Raw genomic sequence first — 18,929 nt, 5'->3', positions numbered from 1 at the left:
TCAGGTAGGCGGGTAGCCGCCGGCTGAGTTGGTGGCGGATCGTGGTGGGGTCCAGGGGTGCGGGGCCGCTGATGTAGGCGATGAGGTGGTCGGTGCCGGTGGGGGTGTGGTGGATGGTGGCGGCGGCTTGGGTGACGTGGGGGCAGGCCAGTAGGGCGTTTTCGATTTCGCCGAGTTCGATGCGTTGGCCGCGCAGTTTGATTTGGGTGTCGGTGCGGCCCAGGCATTGCAGGGTGCCCTGGGGGGTCCAGCGGGCCAGGTCCCCGGTGCGGTACAGGCGCGCCCCGGGCGCGCCGTGGGGGTTGGCGATGAACCGCTCGGCGGTCAATTCCGGTTGGCGCACATAGCCCGTGGGCCAGGGCGGGTCCGGCCAGGTACAGTTCGCCGACCACCCCGATGGGGGCCGGGTGCAGGCGGGTGTCGAGGACCAGCGCGCACACTCCGGGGATCGGGGTGCCGATGGTGATGGGTTGTCCGGGGGACAGGGCGGTGGTGCAGGTGGCCCAGATGGTGGCTTCGGTGGGGCCGTAGGCGTTGAACATGCGCCGCCCCGGCGCCCAGGTGGTGACCAGCTCCGGCGGGCAGGGTTCGGCGCCGGCGATCAGGGTGTGCAGTTCGGTCAGTGGGGTCGGGTCCAGGGAGGCCAGCACGGTGGGGGTCAGGATGGCGGCGTTGACCCGCTGCTGGTGCAGCAGGTGGGTCAGCGCGTGGCCGGCGTAGGCCTGGGGTGGGGCCACCACCAGGGTGGCCGCTGATCCGGCGGCCCACAGCCATTCGAAGATCGACAGGTCGAAGGTGGGTGCGGCCACCATCAGGATCCGCGCCCGGGGGCCGGCCGCGAACAGTTCGCGTTGGGCGGCGGCCACCCCCAGCAGGCCGGCGTGAGCGTGTCAAGTTGTCTGTGTAAGTCGTTGTGCGTGATGGTGTTTGGGTTGGTGTGCTTATAGGTAGGGTTCGATGCGGTCTGGGTAGACCAGCGCGAGTTGTTCGAGTGCTTTGTTCCAGTTGGTGACCACCAGTCCTTCCACGAGTCGTCCGGGGGCTGTTTGGCAGCGTTTCTGGGCGCGTTGCTTGGCGCGCTCGGCGGCGCGTCGGTCTTCGATGTTGCAGATCGCCAGCCACAGCAGTTTCACCACGGCCGCGTCATTGGGGAACTGGCCGCGACTTTTGATGATCTTGCGCATCTGATAATTCAGCGACTCGATCGAGTTGGTTGTGTAGATCACCCGGCGCAACTCTGGCGGGAAGGCCAAAAAAGGAATGAACTGGCCCCATACCCGGTCAAAGGTCTTGGTCACGTTGGGGTTCTTTTGGCCAAGCTCGCTGTTGGCGAACGCGTCGAGCTCGGCACGGGCGGCCTTGGCATTGGGGGCGGTGTACACCGTTTTGAGTGCCACGGCGACGGCTTTACGGTCGTTGTAGGACACGAACCGCAGCGCGTTGCGGATCAGATGCACCACGCAGGTCTGGACAGCGGCCTGAGACCAGGTGGCCGCGATCGCCTCGGGAAACCCGGTCAACCCGTCGCAGCACACGACCAGAACGTCCTTGATGCCCCGGTTAGCCAGATCAGCGCACACCTAGGCCCAAAACGACGCTCCTTCTTTCTGCTGGACCCAGATGCCCAAGACGTGCTTGATGCCGGCCATATCGACGCCCACGGCGATGTGAGCGGCCTTGTTGCGGGTGTGACCGCCGTCTTTGACCTTCACGATCATCGCGTCGAGGTAGATCACCGGATATAGCGGCTCCAGCGGCCGGTGCTGCCAGGTCAGCACCGCCTCGGAGATCTCATCGACGATCTTGGAGATCGTTTCATGCGAAATCTCCGTGCCGATCGTCGATGCCAGGTGAAATTGGATGTCGCGCAACGTCATTCCACCGGCATACAAGGAGATGATCATGTCATCGAGGCCGCCCAGGCGCCGCTGGCCCTTGGGCACGAGCCGCGGGGTGAACGAACCCTCCCGGTCGCGCGGCACGTCCAGGGGTACCGGCCCGGCCTCGGTCTGCACCGTCTTGGGCGTGCTGCCGTTGCGGGCATTCGGCAGCGCCCGGCCGGCCGGGTCGCCCTTCTCATAGCCCAAGTGATCGGTCAGCTCCGCAGCCAGTCCCCGCTCCAACGCCAGCTTGATCAGCCCCGGCAACAACCCGCCCTGGCCGGTCAACACCACCTCGCCGGTGTCGATCTGGGCCAGCAGATCATCAACCGCCCCCGAAGCCCCAAGCGCCTCAGCCATCTCCGCCGTCGACCCAGCCTCAGCCAGCCGCCGATTCAAGTCCATGTCCGTCATGTCCTGAGATCCTTCCGCTTCCAGGACCTACACAGACCATCTGACACCTCCGGGCGGCGGCCACCCCCAGCAGGCCGGCGTGGCCGACCGCCACCCCTTTGGGGGTGCCGGTGGAGCCGGAGGTGAACAGCACATAGGCGGTGTCGCCCACGCGCAGCGGCGCCAGCCGCTCGGCGTCGGTGATCGCCTCGGCGCGGCGATCGGCGAGGTCGAGGGTGTCCAGGGACAGCACCGGGCGCCCCCCGGCGCCGGCCACGGTGTCCGCGCCGCGGGTCAGCACGCACACCGCCTCGACCGCGTCCAGCACCGTGGTGAGGCGCTGCACGGGGTGGGCCGAGTCCACCGGCACATAGATCCCGCCGGCCTTGATTACCGCCCACCACGCCACCACCAGCTCCGCGCACCGATCCAGGGCCACGCCCACCGCCCGCTGCGGGCCCACCCCGGCCTCGATCAGCACCCGCGCCAACCGGGTCGACCACTCATCGAGCTGGCGATAAGACACCTGCCGGTCCCCGTCGATGACCGCGACCGCCTCCGGATCGGCGGCCACCGCCGCCGCCAACACCTGCCCCACCAGCCCCACCGGCGCCCCCACCGTGGCCCCCGACCACCCCGAGAGCACCAACTCACGCTCCCCGCCATCCAGCAACGACACCTCACCCACCACCACCGACGCATCCACCACCAGCAGCCGGTCGAAGAGTGACTCCAGACGGGTTATGTGCAAGGTGATGTCGTCGGCGCTGTAGCGATCGGGATTCCAGGCCAACTGAATTCGCGGCGCGCCGTGACCCAGCCGCGGATAGATGTTGACCGCTATGTCGTGTATCGGCCCGTTGGTCAAGATGTTGTACACCGGTTCGGAAGGCCCGAATTCGAACGGGGTCGCGAAATCGAGGATGTTGATGATCGGGCCAAAATCGAGATTGTCGAGATGGGTGGCCCCGGCGATGACGTCCGGCCAGCGCCGAAACTGTTGATGCCGAAGCGCACCGACCAAGGCCTTGGCGACCTGATCGGTCAGTTCGCCGATGGTGTCGCCATCCTCGACGCAGATGCGCAGCGGCACCACATTGGCCACCATGCCCGCAGCCTTTTTCAAGGCCGCAGTCGTGCGCGCCGAGACCGGCAGCGACATGGAGACATCTTGTCGCCCGGTGGTTTTCGCGATGAACACTGCCATCGTCGCGATAACCCTGGCGACATCGAGTTGGTTGTTCTCGGAAAGATGCCGGCACGCCAGTTCGCGCATCTGCGGGTGGCGGGGTGCCACTGACGTCCGCGTCCCGCCCAAGTCGGTGACATCGACGGTACCGCGCAGGATGTTTTGCCAATACTCGGCATCGGCGTGGCTGCGTGAAGACTGCTGATATTTCTGGTCGGCGTCGCGGATCAACGCAAACTCGGATAAGTCGACGTCGGAGGTGTCCGCGACCGATCCCGAGTAGGCGGCCGCGATGTGCCGGATGAAATTGTAGGCGCCATACCCGTCGAAGAGGACATGGTGCGCGCGCAAATAGAAGTACGACAGGTTGTCGGTGATTCGCAACAGCGCCAGATCGGTCAGCTGGTCACCGAGCAGATCGATCGGCCGGTGGTAGTTGTCGTTCATCCAGCGGTGAGCAGCTTCGACCGGGTCCGGTTCGGCACGCAGATCGATGCAACGTAGGGACTGCAACTTCTGCGGGAGTTGGCGGTCGACGATGAAGACCGGTTCGCCGTCGACGAGGGACAGTCGCGCGCATTGCGTGCCGAAGTGCGCCGCCGCCGATTCGCACGCCACCGTGAGCCGCTCGACCTCCACGTGGTGACCGATGGCGAGAAAACCGGCGATGTCGTAAGGGACTTCGGGCCTGAGTTGCTGGACTGCCCACATCGACCGCTGGCCGGCGGTCAATGATCCCAGACTGTCGGGTTGAGTGCGGTAGTTGAGCATGATGGGACGAACTCTCTATTGCGACCAACAGCCAGCAATCGATGGGTTCACACCGTTGAGCTGGCTTGTCAGACAGTCCGGCTGGGCTCGCCGCACAGACACTGGCAGGACGGCCAATGCCCGACTTGTGCTGCCGGCCGGCACCGCGATAGGTGGCCTCCGAACTCGAGTACTGCAGAGGAGGTTCCCAATCAGCGGGTTTCCGTCCGCGTGACCGCTGCGGCGAGGCCATGGGCTTCGACGACTACCGTTGCCGCGTACTAAGGCGCTGATTGGCCGAGGACGCGGGAAAAAAGAAATGATAGCAATAACCCCCTGCCCGCATTAACCTGGCGAGACCTATCGTCCGCATCGACCGGTGCAACCGGTAGAGACTTTTGCCCTCGTCCGCGGTGGCTAAGGTCCCTACCCCCGTTTGGTATCTATGGAGGGAATCCGGCGATGGCACGATCGATGGTCGTCATTCCGAACCAGGCAGCAGACCCGCCCGAGCCGCCGCCAACTGTCGAGACATGGCTGACCGGATCGCATCCTCGGTGCCGACACCCCCGCCATTGCGCATCCCTATGTGCGACAGGCGAATCGACATTTATCCCAGTGCTTCATTGATCGGCAGGCGCTCGACCATGCAGGCCAGCACCCATAATCTGCGGGCGGTGGGGCCGAAGCAGCCGAGCGGCGGCGCTTGGCCCAGTGCTCGTCGTCGATGACCTTGGCTGTCAGTTCATCCTTCAATGTGGCCACCGTGACCTCCATTTCGGAGTCTGCACAAGCTCGGATCCCGACGACCGCTTCGACGCGGCAACGCGTCGACAGACGTCTAAAGCCTCATGGCGGGTCTGCGACAGATCTAGTGTCGCGCGTCTGAAGTTTGTTGACGGGTGTGGGGTAGGACTTCGTCTGCGCTCTTGGTCCATGAGAACGGGTGGCAGCGTTGGTTCCAGCCGTTGATGAAGGCACTGATGGCAGCCATGAGTTCTTTGACGCTGTTGAATGAACCTCGCCGGATGGCTTGGCGGGTGATGATCGAGAAGAACACCTCGACCAGGTTCAGCCATGATCCTGAGGTCGGGGTGAAATGCAGTGTCACGCGTGGGTTCTTGGCGAGCCACGCGGTGATGTCGGCGTGTTTATGGGTGTGGTAGTTGTCGCACACCACATGCAGTCGCCGCCGCGGGTAGGCCCGGGCGACCGCCTTGAGGAAGTCCAGGAACTCGGCCTTGCCATGCCGCTCATAGCAGCGGTCGGTGACCTTCCCGGTCGCGATCTCCAACGCGGCGAACAAGGTGGCGGTGCCGTTGCGCTGGTAGTCGTGGGTGGCTTTTTCCGGCAGGCCCGGGCGTATCGGCAGGATGGGTTGGGTGCGGTTGAGCGCTTGAATTTGGCTCTTTTCGTCAACGCAGAGCACGACCGCCTTCTCGGGAGGGTTCAGATACAGCCCGACCACATCGCGCACCTTGGCCTCCAGCTCGGGGTCGGTGGAGAACTTGAACGTCTCACGACGCCAGGGCTTGACACCGTAGCGCCGCCACGCGCGGGCCACCGTGGCGTCCCCGATACCCAGGTAGCGGCCTAGTAACCGACTCGACCAGTGCGTGACCGCCAAGGCATCCGGCGGTGGTTCCAGCGTCGCGGCGATGATCGCCGCGTCATCGACCGTTTTGGGCCGCCCACTGCGGGCTTCGTCGTCGAGTCCCGCAATTCCGTTGGCGGCGAACCGGTCCCGCCACTTAATCACCGTGGGGCGCGACACCCCCAACATCCGCGCCACGCTCGAGGTACCGGCGCCATCAGCCACCGCCAAGACGATTCTCGCGCGCTCGACATGGCCGGCAGACACCGTCGAGGACCGAGTCCACGACTCCAACGTCACACGATCTTCAGGACTGATTAGCAGTGCAGATGACGGCATACACCATCATCCCACACTGTAAATTTATTAATGACGCGCGACACTAGTGTCGCGCGTCTGAAGTTTGTTGACGGGTGTGGGGTAGGACTTCGTCTGCGCTCTTGGTCCATGAGAACGGGTGGCAGCGTTGGTTCCAGCCGTTGATGAAGGCACTGATGGCAGCCATGAGTTCTTTGACGCTGTTGAATGAACCTCGCCGGATGGCTTGGCGGGTGATGATCGAGAAGAACACCTCGACCAGGTTCAGCCATGATCCTGAGGTCGGGGTGAAATGCAGTGTCACGCGTGGGTTCTTGGCGAGCCACGCGGTGATGTCGGCGTGTTTATGGGTGTGGTAGTTGTCGCACACCACATGCAGTCGCCGCCGCGGGTAGGCCCGGGCGACCGCCTTGAGGAAGTCCAGGAACTCGGCCTTGCCATGCCGCTCATAGCAGCGGTCGGTGACCTTCCCGGTCGCGATCTCCAACGCGGCGAACAAGGTGGCGGTGCCGTTGCGCTGGTAGTCGTGGGTGGCTTTTTCCGGCAGGCCCGGGCGTATCGGCAGGATGGGTTGGGTGCGGTTGAGCGCTTGAATTTGGCTCTTTTCGTCAACGCAGAGCACGACCGCCTTCTCGGGAGGGTTCAGATACAGCCCGACCACATCGCGCACCTTGGCCTCCAGCTCGGGGTCGGTGGAGAACTTGAACGTCTCACGACGCCAGGGCTTGACACCGTAGCGCCGCCACGCGCGGGCCACCGTGGCGTCCCCGATACCCAGGTAGCGGCCTAGTAACCGACTCGACCAGTGCGTGACCGCCAAGGCATCCGGCGGTGGTTCCAGCGTCGCGGCGATGATCGCCGCGTCATCGACCGTTTTGGGCCGCCCACTGCGGGCTTCGTCGTCGAGTCCCGCAATTCCGTTGGCGGCGAACCGGTCCCGCCACTTAATCACCGTGGGGCGCGACACCCCCAACATCCGCGCCACGCTCGAGGTACCGGCGCCATCAGCCACCGCCAAGACGATTCTCGCGCGCTCGACATGGCCGGCAGACACCGTCGAGGACCGAGTCCACGACTCCAACGTCACACGATCTTCAGGACTGATTAGCAGTGCAGATGACGGCATACACCATCATCCCACACTGTAAATTTATTAATGACGCGCGACACTAGGGCACAGAGTCCTCAACCGACTACGGCCAGGTCCGCATGGCAACTTTCTGTTGCGTTGATCAAGCCGGCGCGCATGATCACGTTGCGGCCGTCGCAGCCATGGCCATGCACCCGCCCCCTCCGCCATCGCCGATTTTCTCGCCATCGATCACCATCCGACGTCAAGCGGCTCGTGGTTGCGTGCGACGCAGAGGCGTCTCGGTTCGGCACGCAATGCGCGCGACTGTCCCTCGTCGACGGCGAACCGGTCTTCATCGTCGACCGCCAACTCCCGCAGAAGTTGCAGTCCCTACGTTGCATCGATCTGCGTGCCGAACCGGACCCGGTCGAAGCTGCTCACCGCTGGATGAACGACAACTACCACCGGCCGATCGATCTGCTCGGTGACCAGCTGACCGATCTGGCGCTGTTGCGAATCACCGACAACCTGTCGTACTTCTATTTGCGCGCGCACCATGTCCTCTTCGACGGGTATGGCGCCTACAATTTCATCCGGCACATCGCGGCCGCCTACTCGGGATCGGTCGGGGGACACCACCGACGTCAACTTCTCCGAATGCCCTGAGCCGCAACGCTGATCGCCAGCATCAGCAGTCTCGCGTTGTCATGCCGATGCCGCGTGACAACAGATAATCGTGCGCGGCGCCCCGACCGATCGAATTTCAGAGAGCGGCGAACCAGCGCTGTTGGCGGGTGCGGGCGAATTCAGCTTTCTCGGCGACAAATTCGGTCGAGGGGCCTCGCAATACCCCGGTCGGCGTCGGACCGCTGAGGAAGTCCGCGTGCATCTTAGCGACTTCTCCGCGGCCAAACTCCATAAAGCAGTCCCCCGCTCCGTCGTAGGGGCCGGGTGGGGGAGTGCCGCGCAAGTCGGCAATGATATTGTCAGCGACGAATTGAGCGGCACGCTCGGCGAACGTGCCGGCTTTTGCAGTAAACGCCGCAGCGACATCGCCCAAGGCATAAACACCGGAAAACCGAGTGGCCAGGTTGGTCTTCTCGACGGGAATCCATCCGTCTGGTGCCAGCTTGGAGTCTGCCACGACCTTCGGAGCCCGGTGCACCGGGATACCGATGAATAAGTCATAAGGAAGTCCTCCGCCCTCGGCAAACTGGGCGACTTTGTCTGCTGTGTTCAGCTGGCACACCGTCCGCTTTCCGACGAAGGCGATTCCTCGCGCGGTCAGGTGCTGCAGAATCGGTTCGGAAACCTCCTTGGCGACCGGCACTGGGGCGCCCATAAAGCCCGTTACGGTAATGCTCACCTGCTCACCTAAGCCCCGGGTGGCGAAATAATCCTCAAGCAGGAAGGCCGCCTCGAAGGGTGCGGGTGGGCACTTGTACGGCTCGCCGAGGACGCTGATCACAATATTGCCGCCCTGAAAAGTCGGTAAGGCGGCACACAGGCGTTCCGCACCGGCCAGTGAATAGTACTCGTAACCATCCTCGGCGAATCCCGGGGTCGCCGCTGGATCATATTGCGCCCCCAAGGCCACAACAAGGATGTCCGCCTGATAGGAACCAGCTTCGGTACGTACGTAGCGGTTTTCTGGGTCAATCGCGGTGATGACTTCCTGCCGGAACTCAACACCTGGGCTGGCGAACGACGCGTATGGCATCCGCACCTCGTCTTGACTGCGTTTGCCGAGTAGCACGTCGAGCTTGGAGAAACCGAACGAGAAGCAATCGTTGCTATCGATCAGTGTCAACCGCACGTGGTCGGCCAGCGACTCGGATAGTCTGGTAGCGAGTTCAAGCCCGCCGAACCCGGCTCCTAGGATCACTACATGCGGCGTCATCGGTTCCCTTCCCGCTGCGGTCGTGTGTTGTCGTTACCGGTGTTACCCCAATGGGCGCGCATAAACAGGCTCTTCGCAATTCAGAGCGCTTGACGAATTGATGGAGCGCTGCTCCCGCGCTAGCAGGGGCTATGCGGATCGCAGAAGCAGATCGGCATGCCGGTGGCCTCGGTGATCTCGGTGTATTGCGCCATCCCCTGCTGGGTCCCCGATCGGCGAGCGACGCCAGCTCTCCGGGATCTCGGGGACTTTGGCCGACATCGCTTCGGCCAGTGTCTGCCGTGTGTTCGCCGCGCAGGTGCAGCAGCACAACAAAAGCGGTGCTGCGCTCGACGAAGGGGGCGATCGCGGAGCCCCGAGGCGGTGCTGCCCGGCACCGAATCCCCTCCGTAAGACTGTTGAGGGCCCACGAGGGGCCGGATAGGGCCGAGATCGCCCTGCGCTGTGGAAGTGACCGTTGCGGCGTCTGGTGGCGTCGGTGTTGCTGGCGCAGTCGAGGAAGTAGGTGGCGCCGAGGTCGTGGTAGGGCATGGCGATGCTGAGCATGTGCCAGATGCGCGATACCTTGCATCAGAGAATTCGCGCTGACGGCTCGCGATTCGAGAGGAAGCCGCTGCGAGCCGCATTACAGCTTCAGGGTGTGTGGCAACCCCGCTAGGCTTGGCCCCCCACCGGCTGCCGCGGATCGCCTTCGGCCGGGTCGTTTAAGTGGCATGCGGCCCTGGTGCGGAACGGCTCGATCAGCTGGGCAAGATATGCCACGGGGTAATTGGGTTTCGCCGCCATTCCGAGGTCGTCGGTACGAAACCGGCGGTGGGGGTCGAATGAGAAGGTGCGCAGGGCGTGATCCCAGGTCAGTGTGAATAACCCGAAGTTGACGTCGCCCACACCAGCCCATTTCAGGTGGTGAAATCGGTGGCCTTCATTGAGCGCCAGAATTAAACGTAGCGGGCCGATCTGGTAGTCGGCATTGGAGTGTTGTAGCAATAATTGGACAGCGATACATACCGCCAGCGCCTCGGCCACCGACGTGGGCATTCCCATAATGACTAAAGGCGCTGTGCCTGCGGCTAGTTCGACTGCGCCGTGCGCGGGATGCTTCATCAGGCCATTGAAGCCGTAGAACCGTTTCACGCTGTGGTGTACCGCATGCAGTCGCCACAGCCAGCCCACTCTGTGACTGACCATATGCGCCAGCGTGATGCCGAGATCGGACACCAACACCGCCAGCAGCACCTGCAGCGCGAACGGCGTCGATGCCGGCCACCAGTGATGAAAAGGGCTCAATAGCGCCGTCACCGGGATGACCAGGACAGTCACCAGGGTCGCGGTCTCGTTGATGAACGCATGCGCCGCGTCGCGGCGCACATCACCGAGTGAGTCGTTCCATTCCTGGTCGTAGGGCAGGGCGCGCTCCACCGCAAACGATAATCCAATTGCCGCGGTGATCAGCACGACCATCCACAATCCGGCCCAGGGTGTGCGGGCTACCGCGATCGCAACACCGTTGATCCCGACGAGCATCAGCGGCACGTACCCGTACCGCGCCAATGTTTTGACCATGGATGGAAGTCTTGAGGCTGGGCGGGGGGTGAGGCATGTACAGATCCGTCGACTTGCACGGTTGAGCACCGGTGGATACTCGAGTGTGTGATGTGGTCTGGCGCGGCGGTCATTGAACCGGGCCGCCTTATCTACGGTGGGCAACTGGGAGCCGCGCACATGCATGCCCACGCCGCTGTCCAGATCGCCGCAACCACCTCAGGGGCTATCGCCTTCATCGACGGCGCCGGGCGGCGGGCGCGGGGGCTTGCCGGGGTCATCCCAGCCGGTGCAGCCCACGCCCTCGACGCCGGCCCCGCTACGGGGCTGATGATCTATCTCGAGCCCACTAGCGCTACCGGTCGCAGGCTGGCCGCGTTGTTGGCTCCGGGTGCCCGTGAGGATGCACGAGCCTGGCTGGCGGCGGCGAGGCGGGTTATCAATCCGACGGAACAACAGGACCTTTGCTCCGCAGCCGGTGCGGTAGTAGAGCAACTATGCGGTTCCGGTTCGGTAGTGTCGAATGAGGGCGCACCGCACTCCAGCGTGCGCGAGGCGATCGACCTTCTGCCCAATTTGCTGTGCGGGCCGGTGCGGCTCACCGACGTGGCGCGTGCGGTGCACCTCTCGGCTGACCGGCTTGGTCGTCTGTTCGCCCGCGACGTCGGCCTGTCATTTCCCGCCTATGTGCGGTGGGCGCGGCTCATCCGGACGATGGAAGTGGCCCGCAGCGGGGGGACCCTGACCGACGCGGCTCACGCCGCCGGATTCACCGACAGCTCACACGCCAACCGGGCGTTTCACGAGATGTTCGGTATCGCCCCGTCCGCCGCGTATAGCAGTGTGCGCCTGCAGTGATCGGCCGCCGCGCGATGCCCGCGCAAGTTGACCGATCAGGCGCTGGGGTGTGACCGCAATAATGTTTTTTTAAAACAGGACCGGATGGCTTCCGGGCAACACGGCGCCGTGGGCCGGGGTCGAGGATCGTTTTGCACTAGGTTGTGCTGAGGCTCGCTCTGGGGGCGCTTGGCGCAAACGTCGGCATCCTCTCTGATCACTTGCGTCCCGGGAGGTGCCTTATCGCGCGGCAGAGCTTTGGTGTTCCCACAGACGTCGCCAGTCCTGTTCTTCTTGTTGTTTGTCGTGATGCAGTTCGTTCGACGGCGCGGTGAGGTGGATGGCGGGGTGGGGCAGGGTGAAGAAGTCTCCTTTGCCCTGGGCGGAGGTGTGTGCGCCGGTGTCGATGTAGCAGTACCCTTCCCCCGAGAGAATGCCGGTGTTATTGGTCAGCTCGAGGTAATGAAGTGCGTTCTCGGCGGCGGCCTTCGCTCCGTTTCTGGCGAAGATCGCTGCTTTGGGCAGGGGTCGGCCGGATGGTGAGGTGACCGTAGTGATGTCACCGATGGCAAAGATGCCGGGGTGCCGGGTTTGCATTGTGGTGGTGTCGACACTGATCCAGCCGGGCCGGTCGAGAGCGACAGCCGGTTCGTGCGGGGGTATGAACATGAGCAGGTCAAAGTCCACGGCGGCGCCGTTTTGGAATGCGATCAACTGATGGTCAGCGTCGACGTGCGAGACGCTGTGTTCGCCGTAGAAATCGATGCCGTCGGCGTTGAGTAGTGCTACGAGTTCGGGGCCAGCATAGGGGCCTGCCGAGGGCATGGGCTGGGCCTCCGGGCTGTAGATCGAAATTTGAGTCGCGGCGCGAGAGCCGTTCTCGGTGAGGAGATCTGCAGCCAGGAGAGCGCCTTCGTAGGGGGCGACTGGACATCGGTAAGGCTGGGAGGTGACCAGGAAGACTAACTTGCCGCCGGTGAAGGTCTGCAGTGCGCGGTGCGCGTCAGCGGCCGCGTCGGCGCTGTAGTAGTGCACCGCCACGCCGGCGGCTACAGCGGCTTGCAATCCAGGGACTTGGTCGATGGCGTTGCGAGCACCAGCGGCGATGATCAAGGCGTCGAAGGCGATCGTGGTGGCGTCGGCCAAGGTGATGGTGCGCGCGCCGGGGTCGATGCGGTGGACCGAGCCGGTAATGGTCGTGACTTCGGACAGTGCGTCGGCAGCGGGGCGGATGGGCACGCTGTCCTGGTCGCGCCAGCCGCGCATCACCCACGGTAGGGTGAATCCGAGAAAATGCGAGAAGTCTTCGTCGATAACGGTGATGTCGAGGGCGTCAAAAGTGACGTTGGACTCGGTGAGTTCGTGGATGACACTGAGTCCACCGATGCCGGCGCCGACGATAACAAGCTTTTGCTTGGTGTGCATTTGTTTCCCCATCTTTCTTCTGTCTGGACCGAGTGTGCGAACTGAGTGTCAAGAGGGTTGTCGCAGCACTGGATCGGCGGGTACCCGGCCTTTGACGGCAATGACGTGACGGCTCGCAGCTGGCGCCGGTGGTCGTGGCGAAGACGCGGCATTGCACGGCATGCACACACGCTGGTGACGCATTAATCACGGCGCGCCGCCGGTGCAGCGGGATGAATTGAGCTGCGGTCCAGCTCGCACCGCATCAGACAACGATGCCGATGCCGGACGACCGCGTCGAGCGATGTGTCTGAGATTGCCGCGGGGTGGTTTGGCGGGCGCCCACCGCGCCCAGGACGTGCGCCACGGCGCCTCCCTCGGACGGGGTCCGCCGCGGTAGTGCTTATTACTTACCGCCGGCGAGGCAGCTTGCGTGCGGCGGCGCCCTGTACCGCATTGACAGCGGCCTTTAGCCGGCGGACTTGCTGGGAGTTGCGCACTTCGCCCGGTTTGGGCCGATGATTCTCGTCCCTCGTTGAGGATGGCCAAGCTCATCGGCTGCCTATCAGCGGCCGACCCAGTCGTCTCGGGGACGTCGCCGAGCCGAAGTTCGTAGATTTCAGGGCATCGGACACACCGGGTCAACCCCATCCGCACCGCCAAATCAGCGTGAAGTGAGCTTGCCATAACCCTTTTATACCATACCCCCTACGGTATTACGGCGACAGGGTTGATGCGTCGAACGCCGCGGCGGACGCCCGCGGCCCGGTATCAGAAGCGCGCACGGAGAACCCGAAGGCTGTACGGATTATGTTGGTGCGCATCGCAATCTAGCCCGAATCCATCGGGTTAGAGTTGGCGGGAGACCTTAAGAGGTGTTAAGGCACTGGTTCCTCGCGTACACCTTCTCCTCATGCTTGCCGGAACCAGACCATCCGGTAGTACTGGCCTGTCCCGTCGTTGTCGGGGCTGCTTGCCACCCTTACCGGCGTCTCCCGGTTCGGGCTGCCCGCAGCTTCGCTATGCTTCTGCGACAGCACAACGGCGCGGGTCTCTCACTTCCGCGCGATATCAAGATCGGCCCAGACCGGCCGCGGGTCGTGTGGATTCCATGCGGATCACGGAAGTCAGTACACCTCAAGGGCTTTCGCGAAACTCTGCAATGATCGTGGTGTCATCCAATCGATGGGTGGGGTCAAGTGCCGATAACGCGCTCGCCGAATCCTTCAACGCCTCACTCAAACGCGAGATCCTGCAGGACCGCACCTGTTGGCCGAACACGGCGTCCTGCCGTCGCGAAGTCTCCGCTGGCTGGCCCGCTACAACACCAAACGACGCCACTCCCGATGCCGTCATTCCAGTCCGGCCACCTACGAAAACAACCACACAACCACTACGCTGCCACAAGCGGCGTAACCATAAATCCCGTGTCCACCACATGGGGTCAAGGCCCGATCAGACGTGCCCCGCGATGCGTGGGCAAGAGGCGCCGTCTAGCCCGCTTTGGTCAAGGTGAACAGTTGGTGGTGTTCAACGATATAGCAGGTCGGTGGGGTGTGTGGGAAGTCCACTTGCCCCGCGGGCGTAAAGTGCACTTCACCCTTGAGTGTAATAGGGTCCCACCACTGTACGACGCTCACCGGATGGGATCCGGGATCCCATAAGCTGTCGGCCATTTGGTATAGCGGACAGTCAAGACCATCCGGGATGGTCCGTGAATTGACATATCGGCCGTCTATGAATGGGGCGTCAAAACTTCGCCCTAACGCAGTTGTCACGTGAGCGATGCAGTCCGGGCTGCAGGTCGTATTGACAGTCCACGTCCCCGTACCGCCGTCGGCGTCCGCGTAGAGATAGACCCTGAGGGGGACCCTGTTGGTGGTCCAGTCGCTATGCGACTTGGGTGGGTGGGTCGTGGTCCACTGTAGAGCGAATTCGGCTGGGGTGAGTTCGCCGTGGGCGGAGTGGGGCCGGTTGGCGTTGTAGTCGCAGCGCCAGTCGTCGATCAAATAACGAATTAGGACAGTCTCAGCGATCTCTCAGCGTGCGATACCTACGCTCAATCTGCGCGGCGATCACGCCCAATAAGCGCCGATCACGCCCAATAATGAGGATGGTAATCGTGGTATACCCGCACGCGGATGCGCAGTGGCGGAGGGGTTTCGCTGGCGGATCGTTTCAACGCCGAGTAGCTCTGGCGGCCAACGTAACTCGGCGCTGCAGCGACGTCAGCTTCCGGTTTAGCGCGGGAGCGGTGCGCAACACTGCTGCGGCCGCGCCGATGGTAGCGCCCCGCTGATGCGAATGGCGGGTTTCTACCTAGAGCAGGTCACGGTTACCCGCGGCACGGCTCCGCTGTTAGCGGAGGTCAGTGCGAGCATTCCGGCTGGCTTCTGCACCGCTGTGATCGGTGCCAGCGGGGCCGGGAAGTCGACCCTGATGCGACTGCTGAATCGGCTCGCTGAACCCACGACTGGCCGAATCATGCTCGATGATGGAGTGCCGCTTGCCGATATGGACGTCATAGCTTTGAGGCGTCGGGTTGGGCTGGTGGCGCAAACCCCTGTATTGCTGACCGGCCGAGTGCTTGAGGAGGTCCGCGTTGGCCGTCCGGGCTTGTCCGAGGCCGAGGTGGTTGAGTTGCTCGAGCGTGTGGGGCTGGGGCCGAGGTTCATTGTCCGCGCGACCGCGGAACTGTCGGGCGGGGAGGTGCAACGGGTGTGTCTGGCGCGGACGTTGGCCGTTGAACCAGACACGCTGCTCCTTGACGAGCCGACATCTGCGCTCGACAGCGCCTCGGCCGAGATGATCGGCGCGTTGGTGAATGACTATGTGCGCGAGGGCGGAAGCGTGGTGTTGGTCAGCCATGACCACGGCCTGATTGACAGCGTCGCCGCGCAGGTCTTAGTGCTCGAGGATGGCCGTCTGGTCGCGTGCGCGCGGCCCGGCGGCATCGATACGCATTCGACTTTCAGATCGCAATCAAAACCGTCGGCGATGAGTCGCAGCAGTTGCGGTCTAACGAGGTAGCGCCAAGTGCGCCCGCTAGTAGCGATGTAGAGAACCAAGGAATTATCCGGAAAACAATGTAAAGGGAGTGTCCGTGATGGTGTGGTACGGGGTCGTGACGAAGGCGGCACCAGCAGTGGTTACTGGCCTGGTCGGAGCGGTTGCGTATGACGGCCTGCGCAGGGTGGCGAGGAAGCCGCTGCGAGCTGCAGCCGTTTCTGTGACGGCGTGGGGTCTACGTGCTGCGCGCGAAGCCGAGGAAGGCGCCGAGCGGGCTCGATTAGCGGTCGCCGATGTGGTCGCCGAGGCCGCGGAGAGAGTGGGAAACGAGACGTCACCGCCAACGGCTCACTCCGCAAACGACCCCGCGGAGACTGACGATGCCGTGCGCTGATGCCGGCGTCCGACCGACCTTGGTCTCCGCCGCGGCAGGGCGCATGCGTGTGCACGCCGTCAGCTTCCGTCATGATGCAGAGCGGGCCGCAGCAATCGAGGAGATGGTCGTCGAGGTCGTCGGGGTGCGCGCCGTACGTGCATATCCGCGAACTGCATCCGTCGTGGTTTGGTATGCGCCCGAAGCCTGCGACACTGCTGAGATCCTGTCGGCGATCGCTCGCACTGAGCACATTGATGCCACGTCAGCGGGCGAACGCCAGTTTCGCCATCCGGATGCTCGCAGCCGCACCAGTGTGGTGAGCAAGATCGTCGGTGGACTAGTCCGATCATTGTCGAATCCGCGCGCTGACGCGTTAGACACTCCACCGGAGATCAAGAGGCTGCATGCGGCGCTGGACCGTATCGGTGGCAATTACCTGGGGCCTGTCATCGCCGGCCATAAGGCGCCGAGCAAGGACATTCAGCACGAAATTCCCACCCGCTCGCGGTGGATGTGGCTGGCCCTACCGCCGGGAATCGTAGCCATGGGATTCACAGGCGTCGCCATTCGCCGGCTACTGCGGTGGACGGCGCATTTCGGGACTCATTCAGCACGATCGCGTGCGGTGCGGATCCGGCGGCCCACATCACCCCTTTCCGCGCTGGCAACATCGGCGTTGGCCGTACCGAGCTGGGGCGGGGTAGGCGTATCACTGTTGTTAGTCACCGTAGCCGGGGCCATCGCCTATCGGCAGCGGCTGAGTCTCACGCGGGAGCTTGTCGTCTCTTGCGCGCGCGCTGCAGTGCAGCTGGTAACCGCGGGTGCCCTTCTTCGGATCTTGTTCCAGCGGACAAGTCTGCTCGGCGCCGCGGGGTGGATCATCCTGATGACGACTGTTGCAGGGCAGGTCGCCGGCCGTCGCGCTCCGGGACTCCGGAACGCCCGGGTTTTCGCTACGGGCGGAGTTGCCGCCAGCACTGGCGTCACGCTCGCCGCTCTGCTGGCGGGGCGGGTGATTACCGCCGAGACCCGAGTGATTGTTCCGGTCGGCGGCATGATTGTCTCGTCCGCCATGCTGGCCGCCGGAAGTGCGTTGCGCCGACTCGGCGACGAAGTTCGCCAGTCTCGGCCGGCCATCGAGACTCGACTATCCCTTGGCCAATCCGGACCACAGGCGATATCGCCTTATCGGCGGTCCGCCCTGCGGACTGCGCTGATTCCGGCGATCGATTCCACGAAGGTGGTTGGGTTAATCAGCCTGCCGGGTGCCATGACCGGACTGATCCTGGCCGGAACCAGTCCGCTTACCGCGATCCGGTACCAGATCGTGGTGATGTACATGCAGCTCGCTGCTATCGCACTAGCCGCGCGCGTAACGCTCTTCCTCGCAGAAGGGTCGCTCTTCGACGACGCGGTACGCCTGAATTACATGAATCTGCCTGACGACAGCTGACCGCACCGGATCTCGAACCACGTTGCGCAGGTTGTCAGCGTCGAATTGTTCAGGCATGCATTCGGCCGCGTCAGCCACCTTAGCGTCGATAGACATCGCTCACTTTGTGCACTCGATAGGGAAGGATCACCAGAGTGACGACTCCGCAGGGACCACGGAATGAAGGGCGCCCACCGGGTTGGCAGCGTCCTGGCGACCAGCGACCCCCGGCGCCCGGAAATCCGTACGGCGGCAGGCAGCATCCAATCGATCCCTGGGCCGGACGGGACCAGCAGCCGCCGGGTTCGTCACAGCCGACCAAGAGTTTCTCCCCGGGCAACGCAAGTGCACGACGGCCGAACCAGCCGCCACCCGAAAGCCCGATGCATGGCCGGTCGACGCCTGGGGCAACTCCGAAATATGAGTCCGGCGGTGTCCCGAAGGCGAAGAAGCGCAGGCTTCGCAGTCCGCTGTCCATCGCGCTGATCGTTCTTGTGATCGTCATCGGCGCATTGATCGGCGTCGAGCTTTATGCCCGCAACACCGCGAACAGCAAGATCGCCACGGCGACGGCGTGCAAGGTGAAAGACCAGGCCACCGCGTCGTTCAATTTGACCCCGCCGGTGACGTGGCAGTATCTAACCGATCACTACACCAATATCACCATCAACACCGCGGGTAATCAGCTGCAGGACGCCAGGGGCATGAAATTGAACCTGAGCTTGACAGACGTCAAACTTGACAGCACGCCCGACTCCAAAGGCACAATCGGTGCGATCGATGCCACGATCACCTGGACGGCTGACGGCATCAAGCAGACTGTGCAAAACGCTATTCCGACGGTAGGCGAGTTCGTCACTCGAAGTGTCACCACTCACCCTGCCGACAAAACCGTCGAGCTCAAAGGTATTTTGAACCAGATTGTCGCCAAGCCGACGGTGGAGAAAGGCGGGCTACGATTGGAGATCGTTAGTTTTAATGCGGTGGGCTTCAAGTTGCCGAAAGAATCGGTGCAGTCGTCGCTCGACGAATACACGACGGACCTGACCACGAAACTGCCATTAGGAATCAAAGCGGATCGGGTGGATGTGACCGACAACGACGTCATCGTTCACTTATCCTCACGTAATGCCACTATTCCCGCTGGCGAAAATGGCCCGAGTGATCCTTGCTTCGCAAACTTGTGAGCTAACGCCACGCTGGAAATTCGAATCGTATCTCATCGAGTTCAAC

The 18,929-nt window shown here is 63.3% G+C and carries 12 protein-coding genes and 4 pseudogenes; 7 read left to right on the top strand and 9 right to left on the bottom strand.

The genetic code is table 11. The annotated features are described in order from the left end of the window. Positions 1–7 precede the first annotated feature (7 nt). The 5 genes and pseudogenes from ACNQS7_RS00890 to ACNQS7_RS00870 form a co-directional block, all read right to left on the bottom strand. A pseudogene (locus tag ACNQS7_RS00890) lies at positions 8–884 on the bottom strand (AMP-binding protein); the annotation flags it as partial. A 57-nt stretch (positions 885–941) separates the two neighbouring features. Next, a pseudogene (locus ACNQS7_RS00885) lies at positions 942–2,294 on the bottom strand (IS256 family transposase). Next, positions 2,260–4,233, bottom strand: coding sequence for an AMP-binding protein (locus tag ACNQS7_RS00880; protein ID WP_133450398.1), 1,974 nt, complete (start codon positions 4,231–4,233; stop codon positions 2,260–2,262). Before ACNQS7_RS00880 ends, ACNQS7_RS00885 begins: the two are co-directional and overlap by 35 nt. 850 nt (positions 4,234–5,083) lie before the next feature. Continuing rightward, positions 5,084–6,145 carry an IS630 family transposase gene (locus tag ACNQS7_RS00875; RefSeq protein ID WP_065140309.1) on the bottom strand — a complete coding sequence of 354 codons (1,062 nt, stop codon included), beginning with the start codon at positions 6,143–6,145 and terminating at the stop codon, positions 5,084–5,086. Positions 6,146–6,188: 43 nt separating this feature from the next. After that, complete coding sequence (locus ACNQS7_RS00870) at positions 6,189–7,250, bottom strand: IS630 family transposase (RefSeq protein WP_065140309.1); 1,062 nt, start codon at positions 7,248–7,250, stop codon at positions 6,189–6,191. 219 nt (positions 7,251–7,469) lie between these two features. On the opposite strand from ACNQS7_RS00870, the gene ACNQS7_RS00865 reads away from it, so the two are divergent. After that, positions 7,470–7,862 carry a condensation domain-containing protein gene (locus ACNQS7_RS00865; RefSeq protein WP_418011110.1) on the top strand — a complete coding sequence of 131 codons (393 nt, stop codon included), beginning with the start codon at positions 7,470–7,472 and terminating at the stop codon, positions 7,860–7,862. Between the two features lie 97 nt (positions 7,863–7,959). Here ACNQS7_RS00865 and ACNQS7_RS00860 read toward each other — a convergent pair whose 3' ends face one another. Both ACNQS7_RS00860 and ACNQS7_RS00855 read right to left on the bottom strand, forming a co-directional pair. Then, on the bottom strand, positions 7,960–9,096 hold the full coding sequence (locus ACNQS7_RS00860; protein WP_418011109.1) for an NAD(P)/FAD-dependent oxidoreductase: 1,137 nt from the start codon (positions 9,094–9,096) through the stop codon (positions 7,960–7,962). Positions 9,097–9,750: 654 nt separating this feature from the next. Next, positions 9,751–10,659, bottom strand: a complete 909-nt coding sequence (locus ACNQS7_RS00855) for a sterol desaturase family protein (RefSeq protein WP_055576573.1) — start codon at positions 10,657–10,659, stop codon at positions 9,751–9,753. A gap of 90 nt (positions 10,660–10,749) precedes the next feature. Here ACNQS7_RS00855 and ACNQS7_RS00850 point away from each other — a divergent pair, with 90 nt between their 5' ends. Then, a complete protein-coding gene (locus ACNQS7_RS00850; protein ID WP_055576574.1) occupies positions 10,750–11,496 on the top strand; it encodes a helix-turn-helix transcriptional regulator in 747 nt (248 codons plus the stop codon). Between the two features lie 219 nt (positions 11,497–11,715). Here the strand turns inward: ACNQS7_RS00850 and ACNQS7_RS00845 are convergent, their stop codons facing one another. Further along, the gene (locus ACNQS7_RS00845; protein ID WP_133450394.1) at positions 11,716–12,900 is read right to left on the bottom strand and encodes an NAD(P)/FAD-dependent oxidoreductase; all 1,185 of its coding nucleotides are present in this window, start codon (positions 12,898–12,900) and stop codon (positions 11,716–11,718) included. Between the two features lie 1,086 nt (positions 12,901–13,986). Here ACNQS7_RS00845 and ACNQS7_RS00840 point away from each other — a divergent pair. Next, a pseudogene (locus ACNQS7_RS00840) lies at positions 13,987–14,295 on the top strand (integrase core domain-containing protein); the annotation flags it as partial. A 479-nt stretch (positions 14,296–14,774) separates the two neighbouring features. Here the strand turns inward: ACNQS7_RS00840 and ACNQS7_RS00835 are convergent. Beyond that, positions 14,775–14,894: pseudogene (locus tag ACNQS7_RS00835) on the bottom strand (integrase core domain-containing protein); the annotation flags it as partial. Between the two features lie 289 nt (positions 14,895–15,183). Here ACNQS7_RS00835 and ACNQS7_RS00830 point away from each other — a divergent pair. From ACNQS7_RS00830 to ACNQS7_RS00815, 4 genes are all read left to right on the top strand, one after another. After that, the gene (locus ACNQS7_RS00830) at positions 15,184–15,909 is read left to right on the top strand and encodes an ABC transporter ATP-binding protein (RefSeq protein ID WP_256100815.1); all 726 of its coding nucleotides are present in this window, start codon (positions 15,184–15,186) and stop codon (positions 15,907–15,909) included. Positions 15,910–15,985: 76 nt separating this feature from the next. Continuing rightward, a complete protein-coding gene (locus tag ACNQS7_RS00825) occupies positions 15,986–16,282 on the top strand; it encodes a DUF1490 family protein (protein WP_256100816.1) in 297 nt (98 codons plus the stop codon). A 643-nt stretch (positions 16,283–16,925) separates the two neighbouring features. Next, positions 16,926–17,717 (top strand): ABC transporter permease, encoded by a 792-nt coding sequence (locus tag ACNQS7_RS00820; protein ID WP_306420358.1) that lies wholly within the window; start codon positions 16,926–16,928, stop codon positions 17,715–17,717. 134 nt (positions 17,718–17,851) lie between these two features. Then, entirely contained in the window at positions 17,852–18,883 is a 1,032-nt protein-coding gene (locus ACNQS7_RS00815) for a DUF2993 domain-containing protein (RefSeq protein WP_256100818.1), read from the top strand. The last annotated feature ends 46 nt before the right edge of the window (positions 18,884–18,929 follow it).

Source organism: Mycobacterium sp. 23 (assembly GCF_048287075.1).
GTDB lineage: Bacteria > Actinomycetota > Actinomycetes > Mycobacteriales > Mycobacteriaceae > Mycobacterium > Mycobacterium gordonae_B.
The sequence above is the reverse complement of the archived record's forward strand: the minus strand, read 5'-3'. Positions and strand labels throughout refer to the sequence as shown.